The following is a 22,811-nucleotide window of genomic DNA, read 5'->3' as shown; positions in this document are numbered from 1 at the left end:
AGGGCCAGGGGTGGTCGATACAGCGTGTTACTGCCAGCCAAACTTACGGATGCGGCCCCCCTTTACTGCCTGGGCCAGGCCCCTATACGCCAGCAGAATCAGCGGCAGGAATACAACGTACAGCGACGGCAGCGCCTGTAATGCCAGGCGACGGAAGTGCCGGGCGATATGCCGGGTCTCGCAGGAAGCCGGCGAAAAACGCTTTCAACAGAGTGAGGTTCATGGTGTGACTCCTGCTTGAGGAAAAAACCGTCATGCAGGTACTGCCCATCCGCGCCACGCCTGTCAGACAGGCATAGCCGGCGGGGCCCGCCTGCCGTAACAGGCAGGCGCGTCCGTAGCATCCCGAGTCAACTCAGGTGCAGGTCAGCGTCGATGAGAGGGATCAGGCAGGCGCCAGGACTGGCTACTGCCGGGATGCCGCTTCTCGCTAGGTGGCGAGACAACGGCATCTGGAAAATGCGCGTTACCTTGCCAAGTATGGGCCGGTTACCGAGACCGGCTGACAACTGTCACTCGAACAAGTACCCACTGAGGGTCTCCGCTATTGATGAAAACGCGCGAAGCTTACGCGCCGATTACAGGAGAGTAAACCGTAGGAAATTTTCCGCATGGGGAATAAGAATATTCTTCAGGACGGGTTCAGGAAGCGATTTTCAACCCTCCCCAAAGCCCGCTCCCACAATGGAAGAGTGGACCACCATGGCTACTGCGCATCGGCCCGGTCCCGCGCCACGCGCCTCAAGTAATCATCGACCTGCCCACCGGCCAGGGCCTTCACCTGGATCGCCACGCGGTTCACCTGGCGCCCCATCCTGATCCCCTCCCGAGTCCGCACCGTCACGTACCCCAGCTTGGGCCAGAAGCGCTCAGCCTTGGCATTGCCAAGTACCACGGTCAGCCGTAGCCACTCGGCGCCCTGTGTCACCGCCCATGCCTCAAGATCCACATGCAGCCGCTGCGCCAGCCCTGTGCCGTGCAGGCGCGAGTCCACCAGCAGCAAACCGATATGCCACACGCCCAACGCGAGCAGGTCCGCAGCGATATTGACCACGGCGACGAGTTGGCCTTGCCCATCACGGTAGCCCAGCCAGTACATCCGGCGGCAACGCCAGCCTGGCGGCAACTGGCCCTGCAGTTCCTCGCGGGCCTCGTTGGGCGTGGCCGGTTCACCGTTGACCGCCAGGAAGTAATCCGGCGCCTGCGCAAAAAACCGTTGCAGCTCAGCCTCATCGCGGCCCTGCAATTCAACCACCCGAATGCCCTCGATGGAGCAACCCGGTAACGCCTGTGGATCAACGTCCCTGTTCATGGCCTTTCAATCATCGCGCGTCAGTACTTCCAGCAATTCAATCTCAAAGCGCAAATCGCTATGGGGTTTGATATGCGCGCCCATCGAGCGCTCGCCGTAGGCCAGGTGCGCCGGCACGAACAACTGGCGCACGCCCCCCACCTGCATGCCCATCAGGCCCTGGTCCCAGCCCTTGATCACCCGCCCGGTGCCAATCACGCACTGGAACGGCTTGCCGCGCGCCCAGGACGAATCGAACACCGTGCCATCGACCAGGGTGCCAGTGTATTGGGTGGTGATCAGCGCGCCCTTGACCACGGCCTTGCCGGTGCCTGGGCGGATATCGGTGACTTGGAGGGTGTCGTCGCTCATGGAGGCTCTCGTTGAATGCGCAAAGGCTGGGGTTTTCCCAGAATCAAACGCGTTTGGCAAGGCTGATCGCCAGCCGCCCACTGCGCGAACGATGCACCAGCAAGGTCTCCCGTGGATACATGCACGCGCTGTAAATGCAGCGGCCCCACGCGGGCGGGCTGCTTCGGCAACAGCGATGCTGCCTGCTCGAACAACTGTGGGCCGATCGCGCTCAGGTAACCCTCGACTTCACTGAACGAAGGCGCGGGGTCGATGGGTTGAACGTGCTCATGGCACTGGCTCCATGTTGATGAAAGAGGCATCAACATGGAGAGCGACAGAGGTTATTCGGTGTTAGACAGATAGCGTGGCAATGCGCCCTTCACGACACCAGACACTCCCCTCCTCAAGGCTCGAGCATGGCCAAAAAGGTCTTCGACTTTGCCAGCATCCCCAGGTCCTGCAGTACATCATTGACGGCATCGAGGGTCCCCAGGTCCTCTGGACTGCCGGCCCCATCGACCACATGTTTCAACGCGGTCAAAAACGCCACCCTGCCCGAATCCATGCGGTCTGACTTGGTCATCTTGGACGAGATTCGCTTACGGGCAGCAGCCATTTTTTCCTCAAGATGAACGCTAAACTCATTTTTTGTCATGGCCAGGCTCCTTACTCATCTATGCGGTGGACACATGCACCAGCCTACGGTGGGTGTAAGGGCTTGCCTACTGTCAGAGTTCACAGGTCCATACCAGTTGGTTTTTAGATACGTAGCGTCGTGAGCGACTACGTTAATTGATAATAACGTGTCGAACACATTCCGTTGTGGCAAGGAGGCTTACTATCAGGAGCATGTCACGCCAACTACCCTTAATTGAATGGCATGTTGGTGCAGTCCCTCATAACAAGGTGTAAATCCCACTCATAGCTTTGCTTCCCGACCGTGACTTTCAGATCAAGTAGTTTTCACCTACAAAACAACGCGACCTTCCTTAGCCAAAAATTACAACCTGCCTATTCCCGCCCCGCGAAATCACGTTCACGCTGTAAAAAGCCAATCAATTATTAATGGACAATACCAAAATGACTATCGGATCAGACTTCAATTACCCTGCAGACATCGCCACAAAACTCCATAGAAAAAAACGCTCTTCCAAAAGTAAGTGGACGGCAACCTTTCCAAACCCGCCAGATCTGTGTTTTGACTACCGCACTCTATTAGAACAAAAAAACGGAGTGGCACAAGCAACAGAGCCCCGTCATAAAATCTGTGTGATAGGCGCAGGAATTACAGGCCTAACAACCGCACGAGAATTACACAGGTGCGGGTTCACCCATATCACCCTGATTGAAAAATCAACGCGTATTGGCGGAAGACACCTTACCGCACTTGGAAGCAACAACACCAACACCCTTGGCAGACCCCCATTTGAAATGGGTGCAATGAGAATGCCTTTCTTCAACAAATCAAATGAACAACCAAAAGATGGGCGCTCGCTTATGGCGTATTACGCAAATGAGTTCGAACTGGCCCACTCAAATTTCCCGAACCCTGGTAGTCCATGGGTCCGATCAACTGGAATCTACCTCCAAGAAGGATGCATAGATGACAACGATCAACCAATAATGCTGATCTGGAAAAACACGGATGGAAGAACACCACCCCCAGGCAAGACCTTAGGGGTTGTCTTCGCAAAATGGACAGCATTCGCCGAGCACATGACATCAACAATCGCCCACTACTACGGCACTGACAAGTGGGAAGACTATTGGGCAGCTATCGTAAAGAGATACGAAGGCATTACATTTCGCGACCTTGTCAAAACACCAACGATTAACGCTTGGAACGCTAACGATCCTGGTAATTTTGGAGGTATGGGAATGACGGCAGAAGAATCAGCAATTTTTTACTCTATCGGAATCGGTGACGGTAGCTGGGGAGCATTCTATGACATATGTTCTCTTTATCCGATACGCACAGCCATATTCGGATTCAGCAGTCATCTCCAATTAATTCATGGGCGTGTAAATCCCGATGGCACGCCTATACCGTCCCCCTATTTGAATGCTCCTGAAGTTGTCGATTCAAAAGGACTAAAATTCAATAAGCCAAATTATATAGGCCTTGCATCTCTGGCAGAGTCTTTACTATTTATAAAACCGACCGAAACCCAGGAGTCTCTATACGAACACTTGATAAAACGAGAATCCGGATTACTCACCAGCAGTTCAGTAACGAAACTGGAAAAACTAAAAAACGGGCAAATCCGAGTTCACTACACCTGGCATCCCATTCAATCAAAAATCACAAACTCATATTTTATCGACTTCGACTCAGTGGTAATGACGCTACCTTCATGGATAATAGAGACGCAGATTCTTCTTGAAAACTTCAATCAGGACATGCTTCCACTTGAAATTATTGCAGCGTACAAAACCGCGCACTGGGAGACCAGTTGCAAGGTCTACGCCCCCCTCAAAAAAACGTTCCTATCAAATAACAAAAACATCCCACAAGCGATAGTTACCGACAGTTTCATACATGACGTATACACTTACCGCTACAACGAAAACAGCACCTATGATTGCATACTTCTCAGCTACACATGGGAAGACGACGCCACAAAATTGTCTTCATTCAGCGACAACGAACTCGTCGAAAAATGCATAGAAGAACTTGACAGAATCCTCCTGAAATCAACAAACATAAAAGAACGAATATCTCCCTACATAGGGCACAAACAAGCACTTGTTCAACGCTGGATGAAAGACAAGCACTCCTTGGGTTGCGCAAAACTCTATCGTGCGGGCACGTATTATGATGCTGTCAGCCTTATGAAATACAACAGAGACTTTTCATACACGTCGGGACTGTATCTTTGCGGCGAGTCATTTTCCGTTGACGCGGGCTGGACAGAGCCATGCTTCAGAGGCGCTATAGACACAGTGATAAATATTTGCAACAAAACCCACGCAAACTTCAACGGCGATTTCACAATGCAAGATTACCCCGAGTATATAAATAAAAATTAAAGACTCAACAGAATCAGACTACATCACGACAGGAATCATCTGACTTCCATTTAAACACTTCATCACTTCTTATAAACATTCAACCATCCCGGTTGCATAATAAGAGGTCACCCCCATGCAAGAACCGACAAGCCCTACCCGCGTTGCTGTTATTCAATTTGCTCCGCAAGTCGGCGTTTTCAATAGAGCCGAAAACCTGCGTCAGAGCCTCGAACTAGCAAACGAAGCAGTGAACGGTGGCGCCAACCTGATCGTTCTGCCCGAACTCTCCAACTGCGGGTATTTTTTCTGCAGTCGCAAAGACGCGTTCGATCACGCTGAAGCGATACCGGACGGGCCAAGCGTGCGGGCGTGGATTGATTTTGCATGCAGGCATCAGGTTTATCTGGTGGCAGGCCTGAGTGAGATTGAAGGGGTGCAGTTGTTCAACACTGCCGTGCTGTTGGGACCCGACGGATTCATAGGCAAATATCGGAAAGCACATTTGTGGAACCTGGAAAAGCTTTGGTTCACTCCTGGCGATACAGGCTTTCCGGTATTTGAAACCCCGATCGGCCGAATCGGTCTGCTGATTTGTTGGGATATCTGGTTCCCGGAGGTGCCGCGAATTCTCAGCCAACAGGGCGCCGATATCATTTGCAGCCTGAACAACTGGGTGTGGACGCCACCACCGCTTTTTGACGAGGCAGGCAAATGCATGGCGTCGTACCTGACCATGACTGCAGCCCATGTAAACAACGTGTTTATCGCCGCAGCCAGCCGCATCGGTGAAGAACGGGATGCTCGCTACCTCGGATGCTCGTTGATTGCTGGAACCAACGGTTGGCCGATTGGCGCCGTAGCTTCGGCCAATCGGCAGGAAATTCTGTTTGCCGACATTGACCTCACGAGTGCCCGTAGCGCCCCTATATGGAACAGCCTCAATGACCTGCAACGGGACCGGCGCAATGACTTATACGATCAGATGCTCGGGTATTCCCGACACCCAGCCCTGCCGCGCTGATCAGAGGGGACGTCATGGAAACTTCATTTACCAAGACAGCTCGCCCCCGTTCGTGGACAGATATAACAGTCCTTAGCCTCGCGTTGACCAGCATTCTATTGGTGATATGGGTTGTATTCAGTTATCGGGGGTCATGGCCTGGATACGATGAGATGGTCGTCAGCTTGCCGCATCCAGCAGCCTGGCTGCGCTGGGTGCTGGGAGATATCAGCGAGGTTGCCTTCTACAAGCATGAACTTGCTTCACTTGGTCTATTAGGCGGTGCTTACCTGGCTTGGTGGGCGAGCAAGCGCAATAAAGCCTGGCAGGGTTTTCCCATTTCCTATGGCACTGGATTGTGGCCTTGGCTTGTGACCAGCTCCCTGTTAGGGCTGCTGTTGAGCAATCTGCTATGGGGTTGGAGCATCACGGCAGAAACATGGCAACCGACGTTTGCAGCATTCGTTTCGTTGCCGGCAGCGATGGTGCTGATGTTTGGCGGTGGCTGGAAGGTCACACTCAACGCCGCGGTGCTTGGGGCATTGCTGGTTACGCCGATGTGCTTGTTGATCGTCAACTTTGTATGCGTGCCACTCGGCTTGCCGGTGGTCATCGGTAATGTGCTGGGCATGGCGGTGGGCAGCGTCATCGCGTTCATGCTGCTTCGCCGAGCCCCCTCAATAGTGCGCTCGGATTACGTCGCCCCAACCAAACCATTGCCGACCAGTCCACCCACTTATGGTGTCGTATGGAGTCTGCGCCGAGTACTAGCAGACTTCTCCGAAGCACCATTCTTTGGGAATGAACTTGCCAGTCTTGGTCTGTTGGCGGGAGTGTTGCTGGCCTATGCCCTGAACCCCATGAGCCCGGCTTACGGATCGGGACTGGTGTTGCACATGGTCGCCGCGCAGGCTCTGACGTCAGCGCTGGGTGTAGTGATATGGAGGCATCAATGGATCAAGCAAGGCTGGTATCCGACTTACGTTCCACTGGTCTCGGTGGTGCCTGCAGCAGTATTGACCCACGGCGGTAGCGGCGCCGTGATTGCCTTAAGTGCAACACTGGGTGCGTTAATCGCACCGCCGTTGGCGTGTGCTATCACCCAGCGGTTACCTGGACACTTTCACCCCTATATCGGCAATGTAATTTCAATGGCGATCAGTACGCTATTGGTTGTGCCTCTGATCGGTAAATTAATCACATAAGCTTGAGTGGTGAGGGGGTTCTACACCCCCCTCCCCTGAAATGGCGTAGATCCCCCCTGTCAGCAACCGACAGACCTTTACCGACCACATTGCCGAAGGTCCTGCTCGATCCTTTCCGCGCAATTGATCATTTGAGCCTGGCGAACAGCGTGCACGTCGTCCTCGCAAAAATGCACCACCCCCTCTAGTGCATTCGCACTCCGTGACGGGCAATTGATCTGCACTATCTTTAAGCCCGGGTGTCGTACTTCCCATGCGCCCCTCCCCCGCCCGGGACACGGATCGCCAACCACGGAGAAACCATGAGCCAGGACGTCTTAGCCAAAGAAACCAACCGCCGCCAACTGCAGCAGATCATTTCCGGTCTGTCCGACGGTGTGATACTGGCCGAGGTCGACCAGACCATCCTCTGGGCCAATGAAGCCGCGCTGACCATGCACGGTGTCAGCGACGTCCTGGCGCTGGGCGCCAACACCGAGCAGTACGCCAAGCGCTTCGCCCTGCGTTATCGCAACAACCACCCGCTGCCGCTGGACAGCTACCCGCTGAGCCGTGTGGCGGCCGGTGAAGAATTCAGTGATGTGGTGGTGGAAGTCACGCCCCTCGACGACGACCACCGCAGTTGGGTGCACCGCCTGCGCAGCCTGGTGCTGACCGATGCGCGCGGGGAGCCGGAGTTGCTGGTGCTGATCCTCAGCGATGCCACCGAATGGGCCAGTGCCGAACAACGCTTCGAGAAAACCTTCAACGCCAACCCGGCGCCCGCCGTAATCTGCCGCCTGAGCGACCTGCGCTATATCAAGGTCAATCAGGGGTTCCTGGAGATGACCGGCTACAACCGCGACCAGGTGATCGGCCGCTCGGTGTATGAACTGGATGTGCTGGAACAGGCCGAGCGCAAGGACCTGGCCATCCAACGCCTGAGCGAAGGGGCGACCATCCCGCAGATGCAAGCCGAACTGCGCCTGCCCGAAGGCGGCAGCAAGTTGGTGATCGTCGCTGGCCAGCCGTTGGACATGAATGAGGAAGACTGCATGCTGTTTTCCTTCACCGACCTGGAGCCACGACGCAAGGCGGAAATCGCCCTGCGCCAGAGTGAAGAACGCTTCGCCAAGTCGTTTCGACTGACCCCGGTGCCCACCCTGGTATGCAGCGCCGCCAACCGCCAGGTGGTGGATATCAACGAGGCGTTCATGAACATCACGGGCTACATCAGTGAAGAGTTGATCGGCAAGGCCATCGAAGACATCGACTTTATCGACAGCGCCCAGGCCTGCGCGCAGCTGTTCACTACCTTGGAAAAAGCCGGCAACCTCGATGGGCTGGACCTGAAGGTGCGCAAGAAAGGCGATGAGGTGATCGACTGCGTAGTCTCCGCCGACACCGTGATCATCCAGGACGTGCCCTGCTACCTGATGGTGTTGATGAACATCACCGAACGTAAACGCTCGGAGCTGGAACTGGTGGCGGCCATCGAAGAAGTGATGCAGGACGCTTCCTGGTTCAGCCAGACCCTGATCGAAAAACTGGCCAATGCCAAGAGCGTCAACAGCCCCAACCTGCCAAACGTTACCTTCACCGACCTCACTGCCCGCGAGCGCGATGTGCTCGGATTGATCTGCGAAGGCCTGGCCGACAAGGAGATCGCCTCACGCCTTAAACTGGCGCCGAATACCGTGCGTAACCATGTGGCGACGGTGTACTCCAAGCTGGGGGTGCACAGCCGTAGTGCAGCCATCGTCTGGGCCCGTGAACGCGGGTTGTTTGCCGGAGAAATGCGGGTCAAGAACAAGCGCTAAAAGTGCAAATGCACTAGTGAGGCTAGTGCGAATTCGCCTTATCGCGTGTCGTTGCAGTCCTTAACCTTCCAGGGTGAGCACAGGTCTTTGAACCTGTGCAGTCGCAAAACGACCCCCTTGAAGGAACCCACATGTTCACCCTCTCTCAACTGCGAAATTGCATCGAAGAAGGCCTGGCGCCGCTGACCTGCGAATTCACACTGTGCCGGGACGCATCGCTGACCCTCAAGGTCTACGACGCTCAAACCGGTCGGGTCGACCTGGTCGTGACCGGCATCAACACCAATCGGCTGCAGACCCCACAAGAAGTGGAAAAGATGGTCGAAGAGCTGCGCTACGAACTGCAAAGCAACAACATGGGCAAGCTCATGATCGATGACTTGCCTTCAACGACGAACCAATGAAATAGAACACCCCGCCCGCGACGATAAACGCACCGAGCATGTAGAACATGTAGTGTGCCGGCAGGCTGGCCAGCACCAGCCCACACAATACCGGCCCCAGGGCGGCACCGAGGTTCGACAGGTTCTGCGCACCGTAGTACATGCCCCGCAGGTGGTCCGGGGCAATCCGATCGATAAACATATACTCGGCCGGGAACACGATGATTTCCCCAATGGTGAACACCGCCATCGCCAGCACCCACCACCACACGCTGGTGGACAGCGCGAAACCGATCAAGCCCAGCATGAACATGCTCAGGCCGAAGATCAGCCAGCGGCTCAGGTGACGGTGGGAAATACGTCGGCCGATCACATATTGCAAGGCAATCACCAGCACGGCATTGGTGGTGAGTACGGCGCTGATCACGGTGTAGGTATATTCCGCCGTGGTGGTGGTCACCAGGTACTGCGACAGGTACGCGGTGAACTGGCCGAACACCACCGCACTGAGCAGGCCACCCAGGGTGAAGCACACCAGGCGATGGTCGCGCAGCAGCACGCCGCCAACGGCCAGGAATGACACCGGTTTTTGCATCGCATCGGCGGTAGCCAATGAGCGATCACCCCAGCGCCAGTACAGCAGGAAAAACCCCACCCCCAACAGGGCCGACAGAATGAACGGCAGGCTGATATCCAGCTTGGCCACCATCGCGCCAAACCACGGCCCCACCGCATAGCCGATATTGGTCAGGGTGTACTTGATGGAAAACACTTCACTGCGCGCCTCTTCCGACAACAGGCTGGCGAAACCGGCCTTGACGGCAATGTCGATCACCGCATAAGCAAGGTTGATCAGGATCAGGCAGCTGTAGAACGTCCAGATATTCTGCGCGAGTACCGTGCCGACAAAGCCCAGCGCAAATAGCACGCTCAACCCGAGCAGCAGCCGATAGCTGTTGATGCGATCGACCAGAAACCCGCCATAGACGCTGAGCAGCGAACCGACAATCAGCGAACTGCCGATGACCAGGCCGACCTGGCTGATGTCCAGTGCAAAGTGGCTGGTCAGGTAGATCACGAGGTAGGGGAAGGTGATGGCTTTGGCCAGCGTCAGCATCAAGGTAGCCGACAGCAGCAGGTTCACGGTGCGGGGGTAGTTTCTTATTGTGGCAAGCATCCTGCTCTTTTCCTTGAAGGTAACGCGACCATTTCAGCCGGTTACCTTAACCCAGGAATCTCGAAAAAAGCAGGTGCTGCCACCTGCTTATTTCTTGACTGGGGTGATCTCGAGAATGGTGCCGTTGGTGGTTTTGAGCAGCACGAACTTGTCACCCACCCGTGCCCACTGGCTGTCTTCTTCGGGTTGCTTGAGGCCGCGCTTTTTCCAGTCGCTGACGGCCGACTCCTTGCGCATCAGGATATCCGGAGCGCGGTCGCCCTCTTTCAAGTCGCGGGTGTTGATGTTGGACGGCTGCACAGTTTCCTGCGGGGTATCTCCAGCCTGCACGACAAAGCTGGCGGTGGACAGGCTGGCGGCGACCAGCAGGCAAGCAGCGAGTGTTCTGGACTTCATGGGTGCTCCTTCAATGAATGACGCGTACCCAGGTTCCGACCGCAGGCACGGGGAATCATTCAGCCAGAAGTGAGCAGCACGAACTCCTGGCGCCGTCGAGGGCGAACAAACACGGCTCCGACTGCATGGGCATTGCCTGCGTGAAATTAATCCTGTAATTTTTCATGAAATTATTCGACATAAATTTCATGAGCCAACAAGAAGAACTCGCCACCCTGGCTGCGCTGATCCACGACCTGCGTAAGCACAAGAAGCTCACCCTCGCCCAATTGGCGCGAAAAATCGAGCGTTCGGTGGGCTTCCTGTCCCAGGTTGAGCGTGGCCTGTCGCGCCCGACCGTGGCGGATCTGACCGCCATCAGCCACGCCCTCGATGTGCCAACCACTTACTTCTACAGCCGGCCCAAACCCAAGGCCGTGGACTGGGTGACCCGCCCGAATGAGCGGCGCACGGTGTATTACGCCAACGGCATCACCGACATCCTCGTCTCGCCCAGCATGAACGGCGCGTTCTCGATGCTCGACAGCCTGCTGGCCCCCGGCGCCAACAGCGGCGAACAGAGCATGAGCGACCGCGCCGAGCAGGCCGGTTTTGTACTGGAAGGCGAGTTGACGCTGTGGGTGGAAGGCGAAGCCGGATCGGTGACCCTGGGCCCCGGCGACAGCTTCCACCTGGCCAGTTACGCCCATTGTCGCTATGCCAACCTGACCGATCTGCCCGCCCGCGTGCTGTGGGTCTACAACTAGGAGCAACACCCGTGAAAAGCCATGCCTCCACGTTACTGGCCGAAGTACGGACCTTTCGCCAGAACCATCCCGACGTGCGTTACGTCGACCTGATCGCCCTGGACATCCCCGGGCATTTCTACGGCAAGCGCTACCCGGTGGAGATGCTGGAAAAAGTCGCCGCCGGCGGCCCATTGAAACTGCCGCAAAATGCCGTGCTGCTGGGAACTCAGGGCGGGCTGTTCAAGATCGGCGACTACTGCTTCAACGACGGCGACCCCGACGCCAACCGCCGCCTGGTGCCAGGCACGCTCAAGCCAGTGAGCTGGGAGAGCCAGCCCCTGGGGCAGATGCTGATCACCTCGGACGGCACCGAGGCGCCCATCGAATTCGAGCCTCGGGAAGTGTTGGCCAAGGTGCTGGAGCGTCTGCACCACAAAGGCATTCACCCGGTGGTCGCGTTTGAGCTGGAGTTCTACCTGTTCGACCGCAAGCTCGACAATGGCCTGCCGCAATATGCCCGTGACCCGTTGAGCGACGACGCCGATGACCAGCCCAACCTGCATATCGAACGGCTGTCACGTTTCTCGCAAGTGCTCGACGATATGGCGCAAACCGCCAAGGACCAGGGCATCGACATCACGGTGATCACCGCCGAACTCGGCCCTGGCCAGTTCGAGATCAACTTCGGCCACTTGGACGATGGCCTGCGTGCCGCCGACTGGGCCGCCCTGTTCTGCCGCAGCACCCGTGGCGTCGCGCTCAAGCATGGCTACCGCGCCAGCTTCATGGCCAAGCCCTACCTGCAATTTCCCGGCAGCGGCATGCATGTGCATGTCAGCCTCTATGACGGCGCCGGCAATAACTTGCTCGCGGCGCACCAGCAGCAACCCCTGCGCCATGCCGTTGCCGGCTGCCTGGAGTTACTGCCGCACTGCATGCCGATATTCTCACCGAACCACAACGCCTTTCGCCGCCTGGGCGGTACGGTCAACGCGGCAACCCGTGCGAGCTGGGGCTTTGAAGACCGCGATGCGTGCGTGCGCATTCCCGAGTCCGACCCACGCAACCTGCGCATCGAACACCGCCTGGCCAGCGCCGATGCCAACCCGTACCTGGTGCTGGCGGCGATCCTGGCCGGGCTGGAACATGGGCTGGAGGCCAAGCGCGAACCCATCACACCGCTGAACGAGGACCGCACCAGCGGCGCCGACTTCCCCCTGGAAATGCTCGACGCCGTGCGCGCCATGCAACATCACCCCGTGGTACGCGATAAGCTGGGGGCGGAATTTGTCGACGTGTACTGCGAAAACAAGCGTCAGGATCACTTGGCGTTTCAGCAAGAGATCAACGCGCGGGAGTACCGCTGGTTTCTCTAACCCCCACAGGAATCACCGATGACCGACCAAAGCGCCCCGGCCCTCAAGGAAATCTTCAACGTCGAACGCCTGCAACACATCGCCACCGAAATGAGCGCGGTGTATCCGGCGTTCGACGCCAAGGGTTTCCTCAAGCATGCGAAGGCCGGGTTGGCCGAGTTGTCGGTGATGCAGCGCATGGCGCGGGTCAGCGAGAGCCTGCACGCGGTAATCGCGCTGGATTACCCGCAGACCCTGAAATTGCTCTACGCCTTGGCGCCGCGCCTGAACAGCGGGTTTGTCAGCCTGTTCCTGCCGCACTACGTGGCGAGTTACGGCCGGGATGACTTCAAGCGCTCCATGGCCGCGCTCAAATACTTCACCACGTTCGGTTCGGCCGAATTCGCCATCCGGCACTTCCTGTTGCACGATTTCCACCGCACCCTGGCGGTGATGCAACAGTGGTCGCGGGATACCAACGAACACGTACGTCGCCTCGCCAGCGAGGGCTCGCGGCCACGCCTGCCCTGGTCGTTTCGCCTGGCCGAAGTGCAGGCCAACCCCGAGCTGTGCGCGTCGATCCTAGACAACCTCAAGGCCGACAGCAGCCTCTACGTGCGCAAGTCCGTGGCCAACCATCTCAACGACATCACCAAGGACCACCCGGACTGGGTGCTCAGCCTGATTGAAGGCTGGAACCTCGACAACCCCCACACCGCCTGGATTGCCCGCCATGCACTGCGCAGCTTGATCAAGCAAGGCAACACCCGGGCACTGACGATCATGGGCGCAGGGGCCAAGGCCGAGGTGAAGATTCATCATTTGAACGTCTCCCCGGCGGTCATCAAACTGGGCGAGCGCATCAACCTGTCGTTCAGCCTGGAGTCCACCGCCGCCACCGCGCAAAAGCTGGTGGTGGACTACGCCATCGACTATGTCAAAAGCGCCGGCCACAGCGCGGCCAAGGTGTTCAAGCTCAAGGCCTTCACGCTGGCGGCGGGTGAACATCAACGTATCAGCCGCGAGCAGCACATCCGCGAACTGACCACGCGTAAGCACTACCCTGGCAGGCATAAGGTGCATGTGCTGGTGAATGGGGAGCGATTGGGCAGTGCGGAATTCGTATTGCGCGATTGACCCGACTTAACCACCACCACAAATCAAAAGTGGGAAGAGGCTGCCCCCATGACCGCATTTTTGCGGCGAACGGGCTGTTGTGGCGAGCCGGCTTGTTGTGGCGAGCCGGCTTGTTGTGGCGAGCGGGCTTGCCCCGCGTTGGGCTGCGAAGCAGCCCCAATAAAGCAGAATGCGGTGTATCAGATATTGCCGGGGCGGCTGGTCTTGGGGCTGCTTCGCAGCCCAACGCGGGGCAAGCCCTAATGCCGTTCAGTTAAGGCTTTTTTGTAGGAGCGAGCTTGCTCGCGAAGAACTCACAGGCGCCGCGTTCACTCAGGAAACACGCGTTATCGTTGACGTTTTTCGCGAGCAAGCTCGCTCCTACAGAAGGCGATGTACGCTTAACTGAACGGCATTAGGGCAAGCCCGCTCGCCACAACAAGCCTACTAGCCACAACAAGCCCGCTCGCCACAGGGGTTCCAGTTTGCTGCGCGACAGCGCCAAGTTGGAGATTTAGCGGAGCCTCCCACATTGTTGATCCGGTTTCTTCAGTTGGATTCGCCGAGCAGCAGCGGCTGCTCCCGCGCGCACAACTCCACCACGTAATCCCACAACACCCGCAGCCGCACCGACTTGTGCAACTCCCTGCGCGAGCTGATCCAGTAGCTGCGCTGAATCCCCTCCCCCGGCAGCAACGGCACCAGGTCGGGGTCGCCGGCGGCCATGAAGCACGGCAACACGGCAATCCCCAACCCCGAGCGTGCCGCCTGGTGCTGGGCGATCACGCTGGTGCTGTGGAACACCACCTTGGGGTTACGGCAGAAACTGCTAAGGAACTTCAATTCCTGGCTGAACAGCAGGTCGTCGACGTAATCGATCCATGAATGGGCCGCGAGGTCTTCGCGTTTTTCAATCGGTGGCGTGCGCGCCAGGTAGGCGCGGCTGGCGTAGAGGGCCAGGCGGTAGTCGGTGAGCTTGCGCGTTACCAGTTGGTCGACGCTGGGGCGTTCGAGGTGAATACTGATTTCCGCTTCGCGGTTGAGAATGCTGACAAAGCGCGGCACCGCCACCAGCTCGACTTCCAACCCTGGGTAGCGCTCGAACAGCCCGCCCATGCGGCTGGCGAGGAACATCACGCCGAGGCCCTCGGCCACGCCCAGGCGGATCTTGCCTAGCGGGGCGGCGCTGTGGGTGAGTTCGTCTTCGGCCAGCAGCGCGACGTTTTCCATGGCTTCGGCGTGCTTGAGCAAGGCTTCGCCAGCAGGCGTCAGCTCGTAGCCCTGGGCGTGCTGCACAAACAACGCCGTACCCAGGCTTTTCTCGATGGCCTCGATATGCCGCGCCACCGTGGCGTGGGTAGTTTTCAGGCGCTGTGCGGCAGTCAGCAGGCGGCCGCTGCGCTGCAACTCCAGGAAATATCGCAGGTCATTCCAGTCGAACATGTCGCCTTTCTCCCTTGGGCATAAATAATGACTTAAGCCTCGCCACAACAAGCTCGTTCGCCAAAGGGGCTGGCGCCAACCGGCAGCGCTGTTTAAAAACGCACAGCAGCTGGGTAAAAACTAACATTTTTAAGACGAAAACTAACAACTAGGATGGAGCCAATAAGAAAAACAAGCGAGACCTCAGATGCCCATTGCAGCTGCGCAATACGATTACGTGGTAGTAGGCGCCGGCCCCGCGGGTTGCCTGCTGGCCAATCGACTGTCCGCCAACCCCGCCCACCGCGTGCTGCTGCTCGAAGCCGGTGGTCGCGACAATTACCCCTGGATCCATATCCCCGTCGGCTACCTGTTCTGTATCGGTAACCCGCGCACCGACTGGTGCTTCAAGACCGAAGCCCAGGAGGGCCTGCAAGGCCGCGCACTGAGTTATCCACGCGGCAAGGTGCTGGGGGGCTGTTCCTCCATCAACGGCATGATCTACATGCGCGGCCAGGCCCAGGACTATGACGGCTGGGCGGCGGCAGGCAACGCCGGCTGGGCCTGGAAAGACGTGCTGCCGCTGTTCAAGCAGAGCGAAAACCATTTTGCCGGCGGCTCGGAATTCCACAGCGATGGCGGCGAATGGCGGGTAGAACAACAACGATTGTCGTGGCCGATCCTGGATGCGTTTCGCGACGCCGCGGCGCAGAGCGGCATTGCCAACATCAGCGACTTCAACCAAGGCGATAACGAAGGCTGCGGCTACTTTCAGGTCAATCAGAAGGCCGGGGTACGCTGGAATGCGGCCAAGGCATTTCTCAAGCCGATCCGCCAACGGCCTAACCTGACCGTGCTGACCGAGGTGGAGGTCGACCGTGTGCTGCTGGAGAACGGCCGCGCCTCCAAGGTACTCGGGCGCCAGCACGGCCAGCAGGTCAGTTGGGAAGCCCGCAAGGAGATCGTGCTATGCGCCGGCTCCGTCGGTTCGCCGGGTATCCTGCAACGCTCGGGAATCGGCCCCGCCCATGTGCTCAAGCCGCTGGGCATTGACGTGGTGCATGAACTGCCGGGTGTCGGCGGCAACCTGCAAGACCACTTGCAACTGCGGCTGATCTACAAGCTGGAAAACGCCCGCACCTTGAACCAGATCGCCGGCACCGTGTGGGGCAAGATGGGCATGGGCCTGCGCTACCTGTATGACCGCAGCGGCCCGCTGTCGATGGCGCCCAGCCAGCTCGGTGCGTTTGCCCGCTCCGGTCCGGAACAGACCTCGGCCAACCTTGAATACCATGTACAGCCGCTGTCCCTGGAGCGTTTTGGCGAGCCGCTGCATGCCTTCCCGGCCTTTACCGCGTCGGTCTGCGACCTGCGCCCGCACAGCCGCGGCCGCATCGATATCCGCTCAGCCAACCCGGCGGATGCACCGCTGATCCAGCCCAATTACCTCAGCCATCCGGAAGACTTGCGCGTCGCTGCCGATGCCATTCGCCTGACCCGGCGCATTGTGGCGGCGCCGGCTCTCAGCCAGTTCAAACCCGTGGAGTACCTGCCCGGCGATGCGTTGCAAACCGAAGAGCAACTGCACGAAGCCGCCGCGCGCATCGGAACGACTATCTTCCATCCCGTGGGCACCTGCCGCATGGGCGATGACAAGGACGCGGTGGTCGACGCGCAACTGCGCGTGCATGGCGTGCCCGGCCTGCGCATCGCCGATGCCTCGATCATGCCGCGCATTACATCCGGCAATACCTGTTCACCGACGCTGATGATCGCCGAGAAAGCCGCGCAGTTGATCCTTTCACCGAATACTGCAGGAGCCAGCAGCCAACTCGAGAAAAATGCAAAGGCGCCACGTTCAGCCAGGTTTCCCGCGTAATCGTTGACGATTTTCGCGAGCAAGTCCGCTCCTGCTGAGGAACGGAAAACAGACCGGCGCCGAGGTTGGCGCCGACAGTGGAACAACAATAAATAATCACTGTGAGGGATACCCGATGTCAGAACATGCTCAAGTCCTGGGCTCGGCGGTCAGCCCGAGTACCGCCAGCGAATCAAGGAAAGTCATTTTCGCCTCGTCCCTGGGGACGGTGTTCGAGTGGTATGACTTCTTCCTCTACGGCGCCCTGGCGGCGGTGATCAGCAAACAGTTCTTTGCCGGGGTCAACGACACCACGGCGTTTATCTTTGCCCTGATGGCCTTTGCTGCCGGCTTTGTCGTACGACCGTTCGGCGCCCTGGTATTCGGTCGCCTGGGCGACATGATCGGACGCAAATACACCTTTCTCGTCACCATCATCCTGATGGGCGTCGCGACCTTTTGCGTCGGGCTGTTGCCCACTTACGCCAGCATCGGCATCGCGGCGCCGATCATCCTGATCGTGCTGCGCATGCTGCAAGGCCTGGCGCTGGGTGGTGAATATGGCGGTGCGGCCACCTATGTCGCCGAACATGCGCCGGTCGGCAAACGCGGCCTCCACACCAGCTGGATTCAATCCACTGCCACCCTCGGCCTGCTGCTCTCGCTGCTGGTGGTACTGGCATGCCGTTACTTCACCGGTGACCAGTTCGAAGTCTGGGGCTGGCGCATTCCGTTCCTGTTTTCCATCGTACTGCTGGGCATTTCCACCTGGATCCGCATGAGCCTGCATGAGTCACCCGCCTTCCTGAAGATGAAAGAGGAAGGCAAGGCGAGCAAGGCGCCGATCCGTGAGTCCTTCGGCAAATGGGAAAACCTCAAGGTGGTGCTGATTGCGCTGTTCAGCATCAACGGCGGGCAAGCGGTGACCTTCTACGCGGCGCAGTTTTATGTGCTGTTCTTCCTCACGCAGTTCCTAAAGATGGACCCGGCCCTGGCCAACATGCTGTTGATCATCAGCGTCGTGATCGGGGCGCCGTTCTTTATCTTCTTTGGCTGGCTCTCGGACAAGGTTGGACGCAAGCCGGTGCTGATGCTCGGCCTGCTGCTGGCCACCGCGTTGTACTTCCCGATCTTCAAGAGCCTGGCGCACTACACCAACCCGGCGATGGACCAGGCCAGCCACCAGGCGCCAATCACCGTACTGGCCGACCCGGCCACCTGCACCTTCCAGTTCGACCCGGTAGGCAAGGCGCGTTTCGACAGCCCCTGCGACAAGGTCAAGACCTTCCTGGTCAAGCAAGGCCTGCCCTACAGCAGCGCCGCCGCCCCGGCCGGCAGCCCGGTGCAAGTGAGCGTGGGTGAAGTGCGTATCGATGGTTTTGACGAAGCCGCCCTGCGTGGCGCGGTGGCGCTGGCGGGTTATCCGACTTCGGCGGATGTGGCCCAGGTCAACAAGGTGATGGTGGTGGTGCTGATCGTCGCGCTGATCCTGATCGCAGCCATGTGCTACGGCCCGCTGGCGGCACTGATGGTGGAACTGTTCCCGACGCGCATCCGCTACACCTCGATGTCCCTGCCTTACCACATCGGTAACGGCTGGTTTGGTGGGTTCCTGCCAACCGTGTCGTTTGCCCTGGTGGTGTACACCGGCGATATCTTCTATGGCCTGTGGTACCCGGTAGCGGTGACTGGCGTTAGCCTGATCGTGGGGATGTTCTGCCTCAAGGAAACGCGGCATGTGGATATCGATAACAACTAAACCGATCTTCTGAACACAGGAGATCCCCTGTGGGAGGCTGCCCCTCCCACATTTTTTCCAGCGCCACACAAATAGCTGTATATCCATCCAGATAAAGGTTGATCATTTCCCGTCTTTTGCCCATCCTGCTCCCCATTCAACTCTGTATCGAATGGGCTGACCATGCGGCTGTTCCTCTGTGAAAAACCCTCCCAGGCCAAGGATATCGCGGCCGTGCTCGGCGCCAGTCGCCGTGGCGACGGTTGCTGGCTGGGCAGCGGAGTCACCGTCACCTGGTGCATCGGCCACCTGCTGGAAACCGCCCCGCCCGACGCCTACGACGCCAAGTACAAACGCTGGGTGCTCGCCGATCTGCCGATCGTCCCGCAAACATGGAAAATGCGGGTCAAGCCCAAGACCGCCAGCCAATTCAAGGCGGTCAAGCGCCTGCTGGGGGAAGCCCAGGAACTGGTGATCGCCACCGACGCCGACCGTGAAGGCGAAATGATCGCCCGGGAGCTGGTGGAACATTGCCGTTATCGCGGGCCGATCCAGCGGCTATGGTTGTCGGCGCTGGACGACGCCTCCATTCGCAAGGCCCTGGCCGCACTCAAGCCCGGTGCCGAGACCTTCAGCCTGTATCACTCGGCGTTGGGCCGCTCCCGCGCCGACTGGCTGATCGGCATGAACATGAGCCGCCTGTTTACCTTGCTCGGCCGTCAATCCGGCTACCAAGGCGTGCTGCCAGTGGGGCGCGTGCAAACCCCGACGTTGCGCCTGGTGGTGGACCGCGACCGCAGCATCGCCGACTTCGTGCCGGTGGCGTACTGGGCGATCGATGTCGACCTGCGTCATGAGCACATGACGTTCACCGCCCAATGGCGCGCCGCCGAGGACGCCTGTGACGACCAGGGCCGCTGCCTCAACCCGCAACTCGCCCGGGACGCCGCCGACGCCATGACCCAGGCCGCCCGCGCACAGTTGGTGAAGTTGCGCACCGAACGCATGCGCGAAGTGGCCCCCCTGCCCTTCGACCTGGGCACCCTGCAGGAAATCTGCTCGAAGAAGCTCGGGCTCGGCGCCCAGGAAACCCTGGATATCGCCCAATCCCTCTACGAAACCTACAAGGTCATCACCTACCCGCGCAGTGACTGCGGCTACCTGCCATTGAGCCAGCACAGCGAAGCGCCGAAGATTCTCGCCGCGCTGGGCCGCGCGGATGCGGCAGTGAACGAGTTGATGCCGCATATCGACCCCCAGCGCCGCTCACGAGCCTGGAATGATGCCAAGGTCAGCGCCCACCACGGCATCATTCCCACCGGGGCCGGCAAGGACGTTGGCCAACTCACCGGCAAGCACCGCGCGGTCTACACCCTTATTCGCGCGCGCTACCTGGCGCAGTTTCTGCCCAACCACGAATACGATCGCACCCAGGCGGATTTCGACTGCGCGGGCCAGGCGTTACGCGCGGTGGGCAAAGTCGTGATCGAAGCGGGGTGGAAACGGGCCTTGCCCGAAGCCCTCGCACCGGCCAAGGGGCGCGAAGCCCCGGCCCCCCAGGCCTTGCCAACACTGGTGCAAGGCCAGGAATACGCAGTGGCCAAGGTCAACCTGAAGGACCTGTGGACCCAACCGCCCAAACCCTTCACCGAAGGCGACCTGATCAAGGCGATGAAAAACGTCGCGAAACTGGTGGAAGACCCACTGCTCAAGCAAAAACTCAAGGACACCACCGGCATCGGCACCGAGGCCACCCGCGCCGGCATTATCCAAGGGTTGCTCGACCGGGGTTACCTGGTGAAGAACGGCAAGGCCTTGTCGGCAACCCCGGCAGCCTTCAGCCTGATCGACGCGGTACCCCGCGCCATCGCCGACCCCGGCACCACCGCGATCTGGGAGCAGGCGTTGGACATGGTGCAAAGCGGCGAGATGAGCCTGGAAGAATTCGTCGCCAAACAGGCGGCCTGGATGAGCAAGCAGGTGGCGCGCTGCAACGGCATGCGCATGACCATCATGGGGCCGGCCAGCCCGGCGGGCCGAGGCGCCGCACCGTGGAAAAAGAAGCGCAAGGCCGCACCCCGCAAGACCGCCGGCAGCCCCAAGCGCGGCAAAAAGCCAGCGAATGCGGGATGAAAGGTAAAAAAAACCGGCGAATGACGTTTTTCGACGGGTTTAACGCCGCTTTGGACCTTGCCGCCGCGCGGGCCGTCTAGGATTCTGTAGGGGGAGCCAGACTAACTAAAAAAAACCGGAGTGGTCGCCATGAAAACCGTTGCACAAGTGCTCAAAGCCAAGGACCAGAAAAACCAGGAAGTCCATGTCATCAAACACGACCACACCGTGTTTGAAGCACTGGTCCGGATGTCGGAGAAAAACGTCGGGGCCTTGCCGGTCGTTAAGGATGGCGTGGTGGTAGGCATCATCAGCGAACGTGATTACGCGCGCAAAATCATGCTCAAGGGTCTGTCGTCGGTCACTACAAAGGTCCATGAGGTGATGAGCTCTCCGGTGATCACCGTCGACACCCATAAAAAGGTCGATGAGTGCATGAACATCATGACCGACAGTCACCTGCGCCACCTGCCGGTGGTCGAAGACGGCAAACTGCTGGGCCTGCTCTCCATCGGTGACTTGGTAAAAGAAGCCATTGCCGACCAGGCCGACCTGATCAAACAGCTGGAGCAATACATCCGCGGCGAATAGGGGACCCCATGCTCGACACGCTGGAACATCAAGAGGATCACCTCGACACCCTGCACCGGGCCCTGGCCGAACGGCGCTTTCTGGTGTTGACCGGTGCAGGGATCAGTACGTCGTCGGGGATACCCGATTACCGTGACAGCGAAGGCGTACGCCGGGGCAAGGCGCCGATGATGTACCAGGAGTTCCTGGCCACACCGCAAGCGCGACGCCGTTACTGGGCGCGGGCAATGCTGGGTTGGCCGCGAGTACGTATCGCCCAACCGAACAACGCCCACCGCGCGCTGGCGACCCTGCAGCAACGCCAGCGCATCAGTGGCCTGATCACGCAAAACGTCGACACCCTGCATGATCAGGCCGGTAGCCACGATGTCATCGAACTGCATGGCAGCCTGCATCGAGTACTGTGCCTGGATTGCCAGCTACGCAGCCCCCGCGATGGCGTTCAGCGGCAAATGGAAATCGCCAATCCCTACCTGGCGCAGGTGCATGCCGTCCAGGCGCCTGATGGCGACACCTTGCTTGACCCGACCTTCGAAGAGCAGTTCCAGGTACCCCACTGCCCCCATTGCGATGGCGAACGACTGAAGCCGGATGTGGTGTTTTTTGGCGAGAACGTCGCGCCGGCCACGGCGGCCAGGGCGATGGCCGCAGTGGCGCAGGCCGAGGGCTTGCTGGTGGTAGGCTCTTCGCTGATGGCCTATTCGGCATTTCGCCTGTGCAAGGCGATGGTCGAACAGGGCAAGCCGGTGATCGCCATTAACCTGGGCAAGACCCGAGGCGATGAGCTCTTGCAGGTGAAAATCGAAGCCTCTTGTGAGCGGTTGTTGCCTTTGCTGGCCGAGCGGCTGGGAGCCTAAAGACACCACAGATCAACCCGTCGAAGGGGGCGGTGCGACGATTCGAGTTACCCCCTCCCACCAGGGTCAAGCGCTGAATGGCCACTTGGCGCCGGCGACTAATCAGCACAAAAAATGACGCCCAAGTCACCTTCTCCTGCATCCTCCCGTCCCCACGGCGATTTATGTAGTGATCGAAAATAATCACTACATAACCGTTGACGTAACCTTTTTGTCCTTGCATGATCTAGACGTCTCCCGGATCGGGAGCGTTGGCAACAAGCGTTTTGAACAAGCTCGTCTGACCGCCGAGCTGTTTTTTCCGGATGTGCACTGCCCACAAGGCAGATTGATGAAGCTGACCGGCCCGAAAGGATCGGTACAAGGAGCTCAAACGCTGCTTGTCTTCGTTATGAAACCATTGCGTAGCAGTTCATC

General features: G+C 58.8%; 19 protein-coding genes. 13 read left to right on the top strand and 6 right to left on the bottom strand.

The genetic code is table 11. The annotated features are described in order from the left end of the window. Positions 1-706: 706 nt before the first annotated feature. From P2T68_RS12100 to P2T68_RS12090, 3 genes are all read right to left on the bottom strand, one after another. The gene (locus tag P2T68_RS12100) at positions 707-1,312 is read right to left on the bottom strand and encodes a GNAT family N-acetyltransferase (RefSeq protein ID WP_150054679.1); all 606 of its coding nucleotides are present in this window, start codon (positions 1,310-1,312) and stop codon (positions 707-709) included. A gap of 6 nt (positions 1,313-1,318) precedes the next feature. Further along, positions 1,319-1,663 (bottom strand): FKBP-type peptidyl-prolyl cis-trans isomerase, encoded by a 345-nt coding sequence (locus P2T68_RS12095; protein WP_069076237.1) that lies wholly within the window; start codon positions 1,661-1,663, stop codon positions 1,319-1,321. Positions 1,664-2,048: 385 nt separating this feature from the next. Continuing rightward, positions 2,049-2,300: a hypothetical protein gene (locus tag P2T68_RS12090; RefSeq protein ID WP_069076238.1), complete on the bottom strand. Its 252-nt coding sequence runs from the start codon at positions 2,298-2,300 to the stop codon at positions 2,049-2,051. 425 nt (positions 2,301-2,725) lie between these two features. On the opposite strand from P2T68_RS12090, the gene P2T68_RS12085 reads away from it, so the two are divergent. From P2T68_RS12085 to P2T68_RS12065, 5 genes are all read left to right on the top strand, one after another. Next, a complete protein-coding gene (locus tag P2T68_RS12085) occupies positions 2,726-4,675 on the top strand; it encodes an FAD-dependent oxidoreductase (protein ID WP_277379384.1) in 1,950 nt (649 codons plus the stop codon). Positions 4,676-4,790: 115 nt separating this feature from the next. Further along, entirely contained in the window at positions 4,791-5,678 is an 888-nt protein-coding gene (locus tag P2T68_RS12080; protein WP_024074520.1) for a nitrilase family protein, read from the top strand. 14 nt (positions 5,679-5,692) lie between these two features. Beyond that, complete coding sequence (locus P2T68_RS12075) at positions 5,693-6,862, top strand: hypothetical protein (protein WP_172831351.1); 1,170 nt, start codon at positions 5,693-5,695, stop codon at positions 6,860-6,862. A 302-nt stretch (positions 6,863-7,164) separates the two neighbouring features. Further along, positions 7,165-8,661, top strand: coding sequence for a helix-turn-helix transcriptional regulator (locus P2T68_RS12070; protein WP_024074518.1), 1,497 nt, complete (start codon positions 7,165-7,167; stop codon positions 8,659-8,661). 131 nt (positions 8,662-8,792) lie between these two features. Continuing rightward, positions 8,793-9,065 (top strand): DUF1652 domain-containing protein, encoded by a 273-nt coding sequence (locus tag P2T68_RS12065; RefSeq protein ID WP_024074517.1) that lies wholly within the window; start codon positions 8,793-8,795, stop codon positions 9,063-9,065. On the opposite strand, the gene P2T68_RS12060 is transcribed toward P2T68_RS12065, so the two are convergent. After that, a complete protein-coding gene (locus P2T68_RS12060; protein WP_277379383.1) occupies positions 9,028-10,221 on the bottom strand; it encodes an MFS transporter in 1,194 nt (397 codons plus the stop codon). The two genes, P2T68_RS12065 and P2T68_RS12060, sit on opposite strands and share 38 nt — an antisense overlap. An 87-nt stretch (positions 10,222-10,308) precedes the next feature. Continuing rightward, positions 10,309-10,617 carry an RcnB family protein gene (locus P2T68_RS12055; RefSeq protein ID WP_024074515.1) on the bottom strand — a complete coding sequence of 103 codons (309 nt, stop codon included), beginning with the start codon at positions 10,615-10,617 and terminating at the stop codon, positions 10,309-10,311. A gap of 188 nt (positions 10,618-10,805) precedes the next feature. On the opposite strand from P2T68_RS12055, the gene P2T68_RS12050 reads away from it, so the two are divergent. Genes P2T68_RS12050 through P2T68_RS12040 form a run of 3 tightly spaced genes read left to right on the top strand, consistent with a single transcriptional unit; the run spans position 10,806 to position 13,837 of the window. Next, positions 10,806-11,363 (top strand): XRE family transcriptional regulator, encoded by a 558-nt coding sequence (locus P2T68_RS12050; RefSeq protein ID WP_277379382.1) that lies wholly within the window; start codon positions 10,806-10,808, stop codon positions 11,361-11,363. An 11-nt stretch (positions 11,364-11,374) separates the two neighbouring features. Further along, complete coding sequence (locus tag P2T68_RS12045; protein ID WP_024074513.1) at positions 11,375-12,721, top strand: glutamine synthetase family protein; 1,347 nt, start codon at positions 11,375-11,377, stop codon at positions 12,719-12,721. Positions 12,722-12,739: 18 nt separating this feature from the next. Continuing rightward, complete coding sequence (locus P2T68_RS12040) at positions 12,740-13,837, top strand: DNA alkylation repair protein (protein WP_024074512.1); 1,098 nt, start codon at positions 12,740-12,742, stop codon at positions 13,835-13,837. A 528-nt stretch (positions 13,838-14,365) separates the two neighbouring features. On the opposite strand, the gene P2T68_RS12035 is transcribed toward P2T68_RS12040, so the two are convergent. Next, positions 14,366-15,259, bottom strand: coding sequence for a LysR family transcriptional regulator (locus P2T68_RS12035; protein ID WP_069076241.1), 894 nt, complete (start codon positions 15,257-15,259; stop codon positions 14,366-14,368). Positions 15,260-15,446: 187 nt separating this feature from the next. On the opposite strand from P2T68_RS12035, the gene P2T68_RS12030 reads away from it, so the two are divergent. The 5 genes from P2T68_RS12030 (at position 15,447) to P2T68_RS12010 (ending at position 22,394) form a co-directional block, all read left to right on the top strand. Next, positions 15,447-17,117: a GMC family oxidoreductase N-terminal domain-containing protein gene (locus P2T68_RS12030; protein WP_069076242.1), complete on the top strand. Its 1,671-nt coding sequence runs from the start codon at positions 15,447-15,449 to the stop codon at positions 17,115-17,117. A gap of 115 nt (positions 17,118-17,232) precedes the next feature. Further along, positions 17,233-18,855: an MFS transporter gene (locus P2T68_RS12025; RefSeq protein ID WP_024074509.1), complete on the top strand. Its 1,623-nt coding sequence runs from the start codon at positions 17,233-17,235 to the stop codon at positions 18,853-18,855. A 162-nt stretch (positions 18,856-19,017) separates the two neighbouring features. Next, entirely contained in the window at positions 19,018-20,967 is a 1,950-nt protein-coding gene (locus tag P2T68_RS12020) for a DNA topoisomerase III (RefSeq protein WP_102625478.1), read from the top strand. Positions 20,968-21,096: 129 nt separating this feature from the next. Next, positions 21,097-21,537: a CBS domain-containing protein gene (locus P2T68_RS12015; protein WP_024074507.1), complete on the top strand. Its 441-nt coding sequence runs from the start codon at positions 21,097-21,099 to the stop codon at positions 21,535-21,537. A gap of 8 nt (positions 21,538-21,545) precedes the next feature. Continuing rightward, positions 21,546-22,394, top strand: a complete 849-nt coding sequence (locus P2T68_RS12010) for an NAD-dependent protein deacetylase (protein ID WP_102625477.1) — start codon at positions 21,546-21,548, stop codon at positions 22,392-22,394. The last annotated feature ends 417 nt before the right edge of the window (positions 22,395-22,811 follow it).

Source organism: Pseudomonas sp. G11, assembly GCF_029457515.1.
GTDB classification, from domain to species: domain Bacteria; phylum Pseudomonadota; class Gammaproteobacteria; order Pseudomonadales; family Pseudomonadaceae; genus Aquipseudomonas; species Aquipseudomonas gorinensis.
This window is presented reverse-complemented; position numbering and strand designations above follow the sequence as displayed.

Excerpts from the sequence above, each read along its gene's own strand:
- P2T68_RS12015 (WP_024074507.1), top strand. The coding sequence starts at position 21,097 with ATGAAAACCGTTGCACAAGTGCTCAAAGCCAAGGACCAGAAAAACCAG.
- P2T68_RS12030 (WP_069076242.1), top strand. The coding sequence starts at position 15,447 with ATGCCCATTGCAGCTGCGCAATACGATTACGTGGTAGTAGGCGCCGGC.
- P2T68_RS12075 (WP_172831351.1), top strand. The coding sequence starts at position 5,693 with ATGGAAACTTCATTTACCAAGACAGCTCGCCCCCGTTCGTGGACAGAT.
- P2T68_RS12050 (WP_277379382.1), top strand. The coding sequence starts at position 10,806 with ATGAGCCAACAAGAAGAACTCGCCACCCTGGCTGCGCTGATCCACGAC.
- P2T68_RS12040 (WP_024074512.1), top strand. The coding sequence starts at position 12,740 with ATGACCGACCAAAGCGCCCCGGCCCTCAAGGAAATCTTCAACGTCGAA.
- P2T68_RS12025 (WP_024074509.1), top strand. The coding sequence starts at position 17,233 with ATGTCAGAACATGCTCAAGTCCTGGGCTCGGCGGTCAGCCCGAGTACC.
- P2T68_RS12060 (WP_277379383.1), bottom strand. The coding sequence starts at position 10,221 with ATGCTTGCCACAATAAGAAACTACCCCCGCACCGTGAACCTGCTGCTG.
- P2T68_RS12055 (WP_024074515.1), bottom strand. The coding sequence starts at position 10,617 with ATGAAGTCCAGAACACTCGCTGCTTGCCTGCTGGTCGCCGCCAGCCTG.
- P2T68_RS12065 (WP_024074517.1), top strand. The coding sequence starts at position 8,793 with ATGTTCACCCTCTCTCAACTGCGAAATTGCATCGAAGAAGGCCTGGCG.
- P2T68_RS12070 (WP_024074518.1), top strand. The coding sequence starts at position 7,165 with ATGAGCCAGGACGTCTTAGCCAAAGAAACCAACCGCCGCCAACTGCAG.
- P2T68_RS12035 (WP_069076241.1), bottom strand. The coding sequence starts at position 15,259 with ATGTTCGACTGGAATGACCTGCGATATTTCCTGGAGTTGCAGCGCAGC.
- P2T68_RS12085 (WP_277379384.1), top strand. The coding sequence starts at position 2,726 with ATGACTATCGGATCAGACTTCAATTACCCTGCAGACATCGCCACAAAA.
- P2T68_RS12010 (WP_102625477.1), top strand. The coding sequence starts at position 21,546 with ATGCTCGACACGCTGGAACATCAAGAGGATCACCTCGACACCCTGCAC.
- P2T68_RS12080 (WP_024074520.1), top strand. The coding sequence starts at position 4,791 with ATGCAAGAACCGACAAGCCCTACCCGCGTTGCTGTTATTCAATTTGCT.
- P2T68_RS12090 (WP_069076238.1), bottom strand. The coding sequence starts at position 2,300 with ATGACAAAAAATGAGTTTAGCGTTCATCTTGAGGAAAAAATGGCTGCT.
- P2T68_RS12020 (WP_102625478.1), top strand. The coding sequence starts at position 19,018 with ATGCGGCTGTTCCTCTGTGAAAAACCCTCCCAGGCCAAGGATATCGCG.
- P2T68_RS12100 (WP_150054679.1), bottom strand. The coding sequence starts at position 1,312 with ATGAACAGGGACGTTGATCCACAGGCGTTACCGGGTTGCTCCATCGAG.
- P2T68_RS12095 (WP_069076237.1), bottom strand. The coding sequence starts at position 1,663 with ATGAGCGACGACACCCTCCAAGTCACCGATATCCGCCCAGGCACCGGC.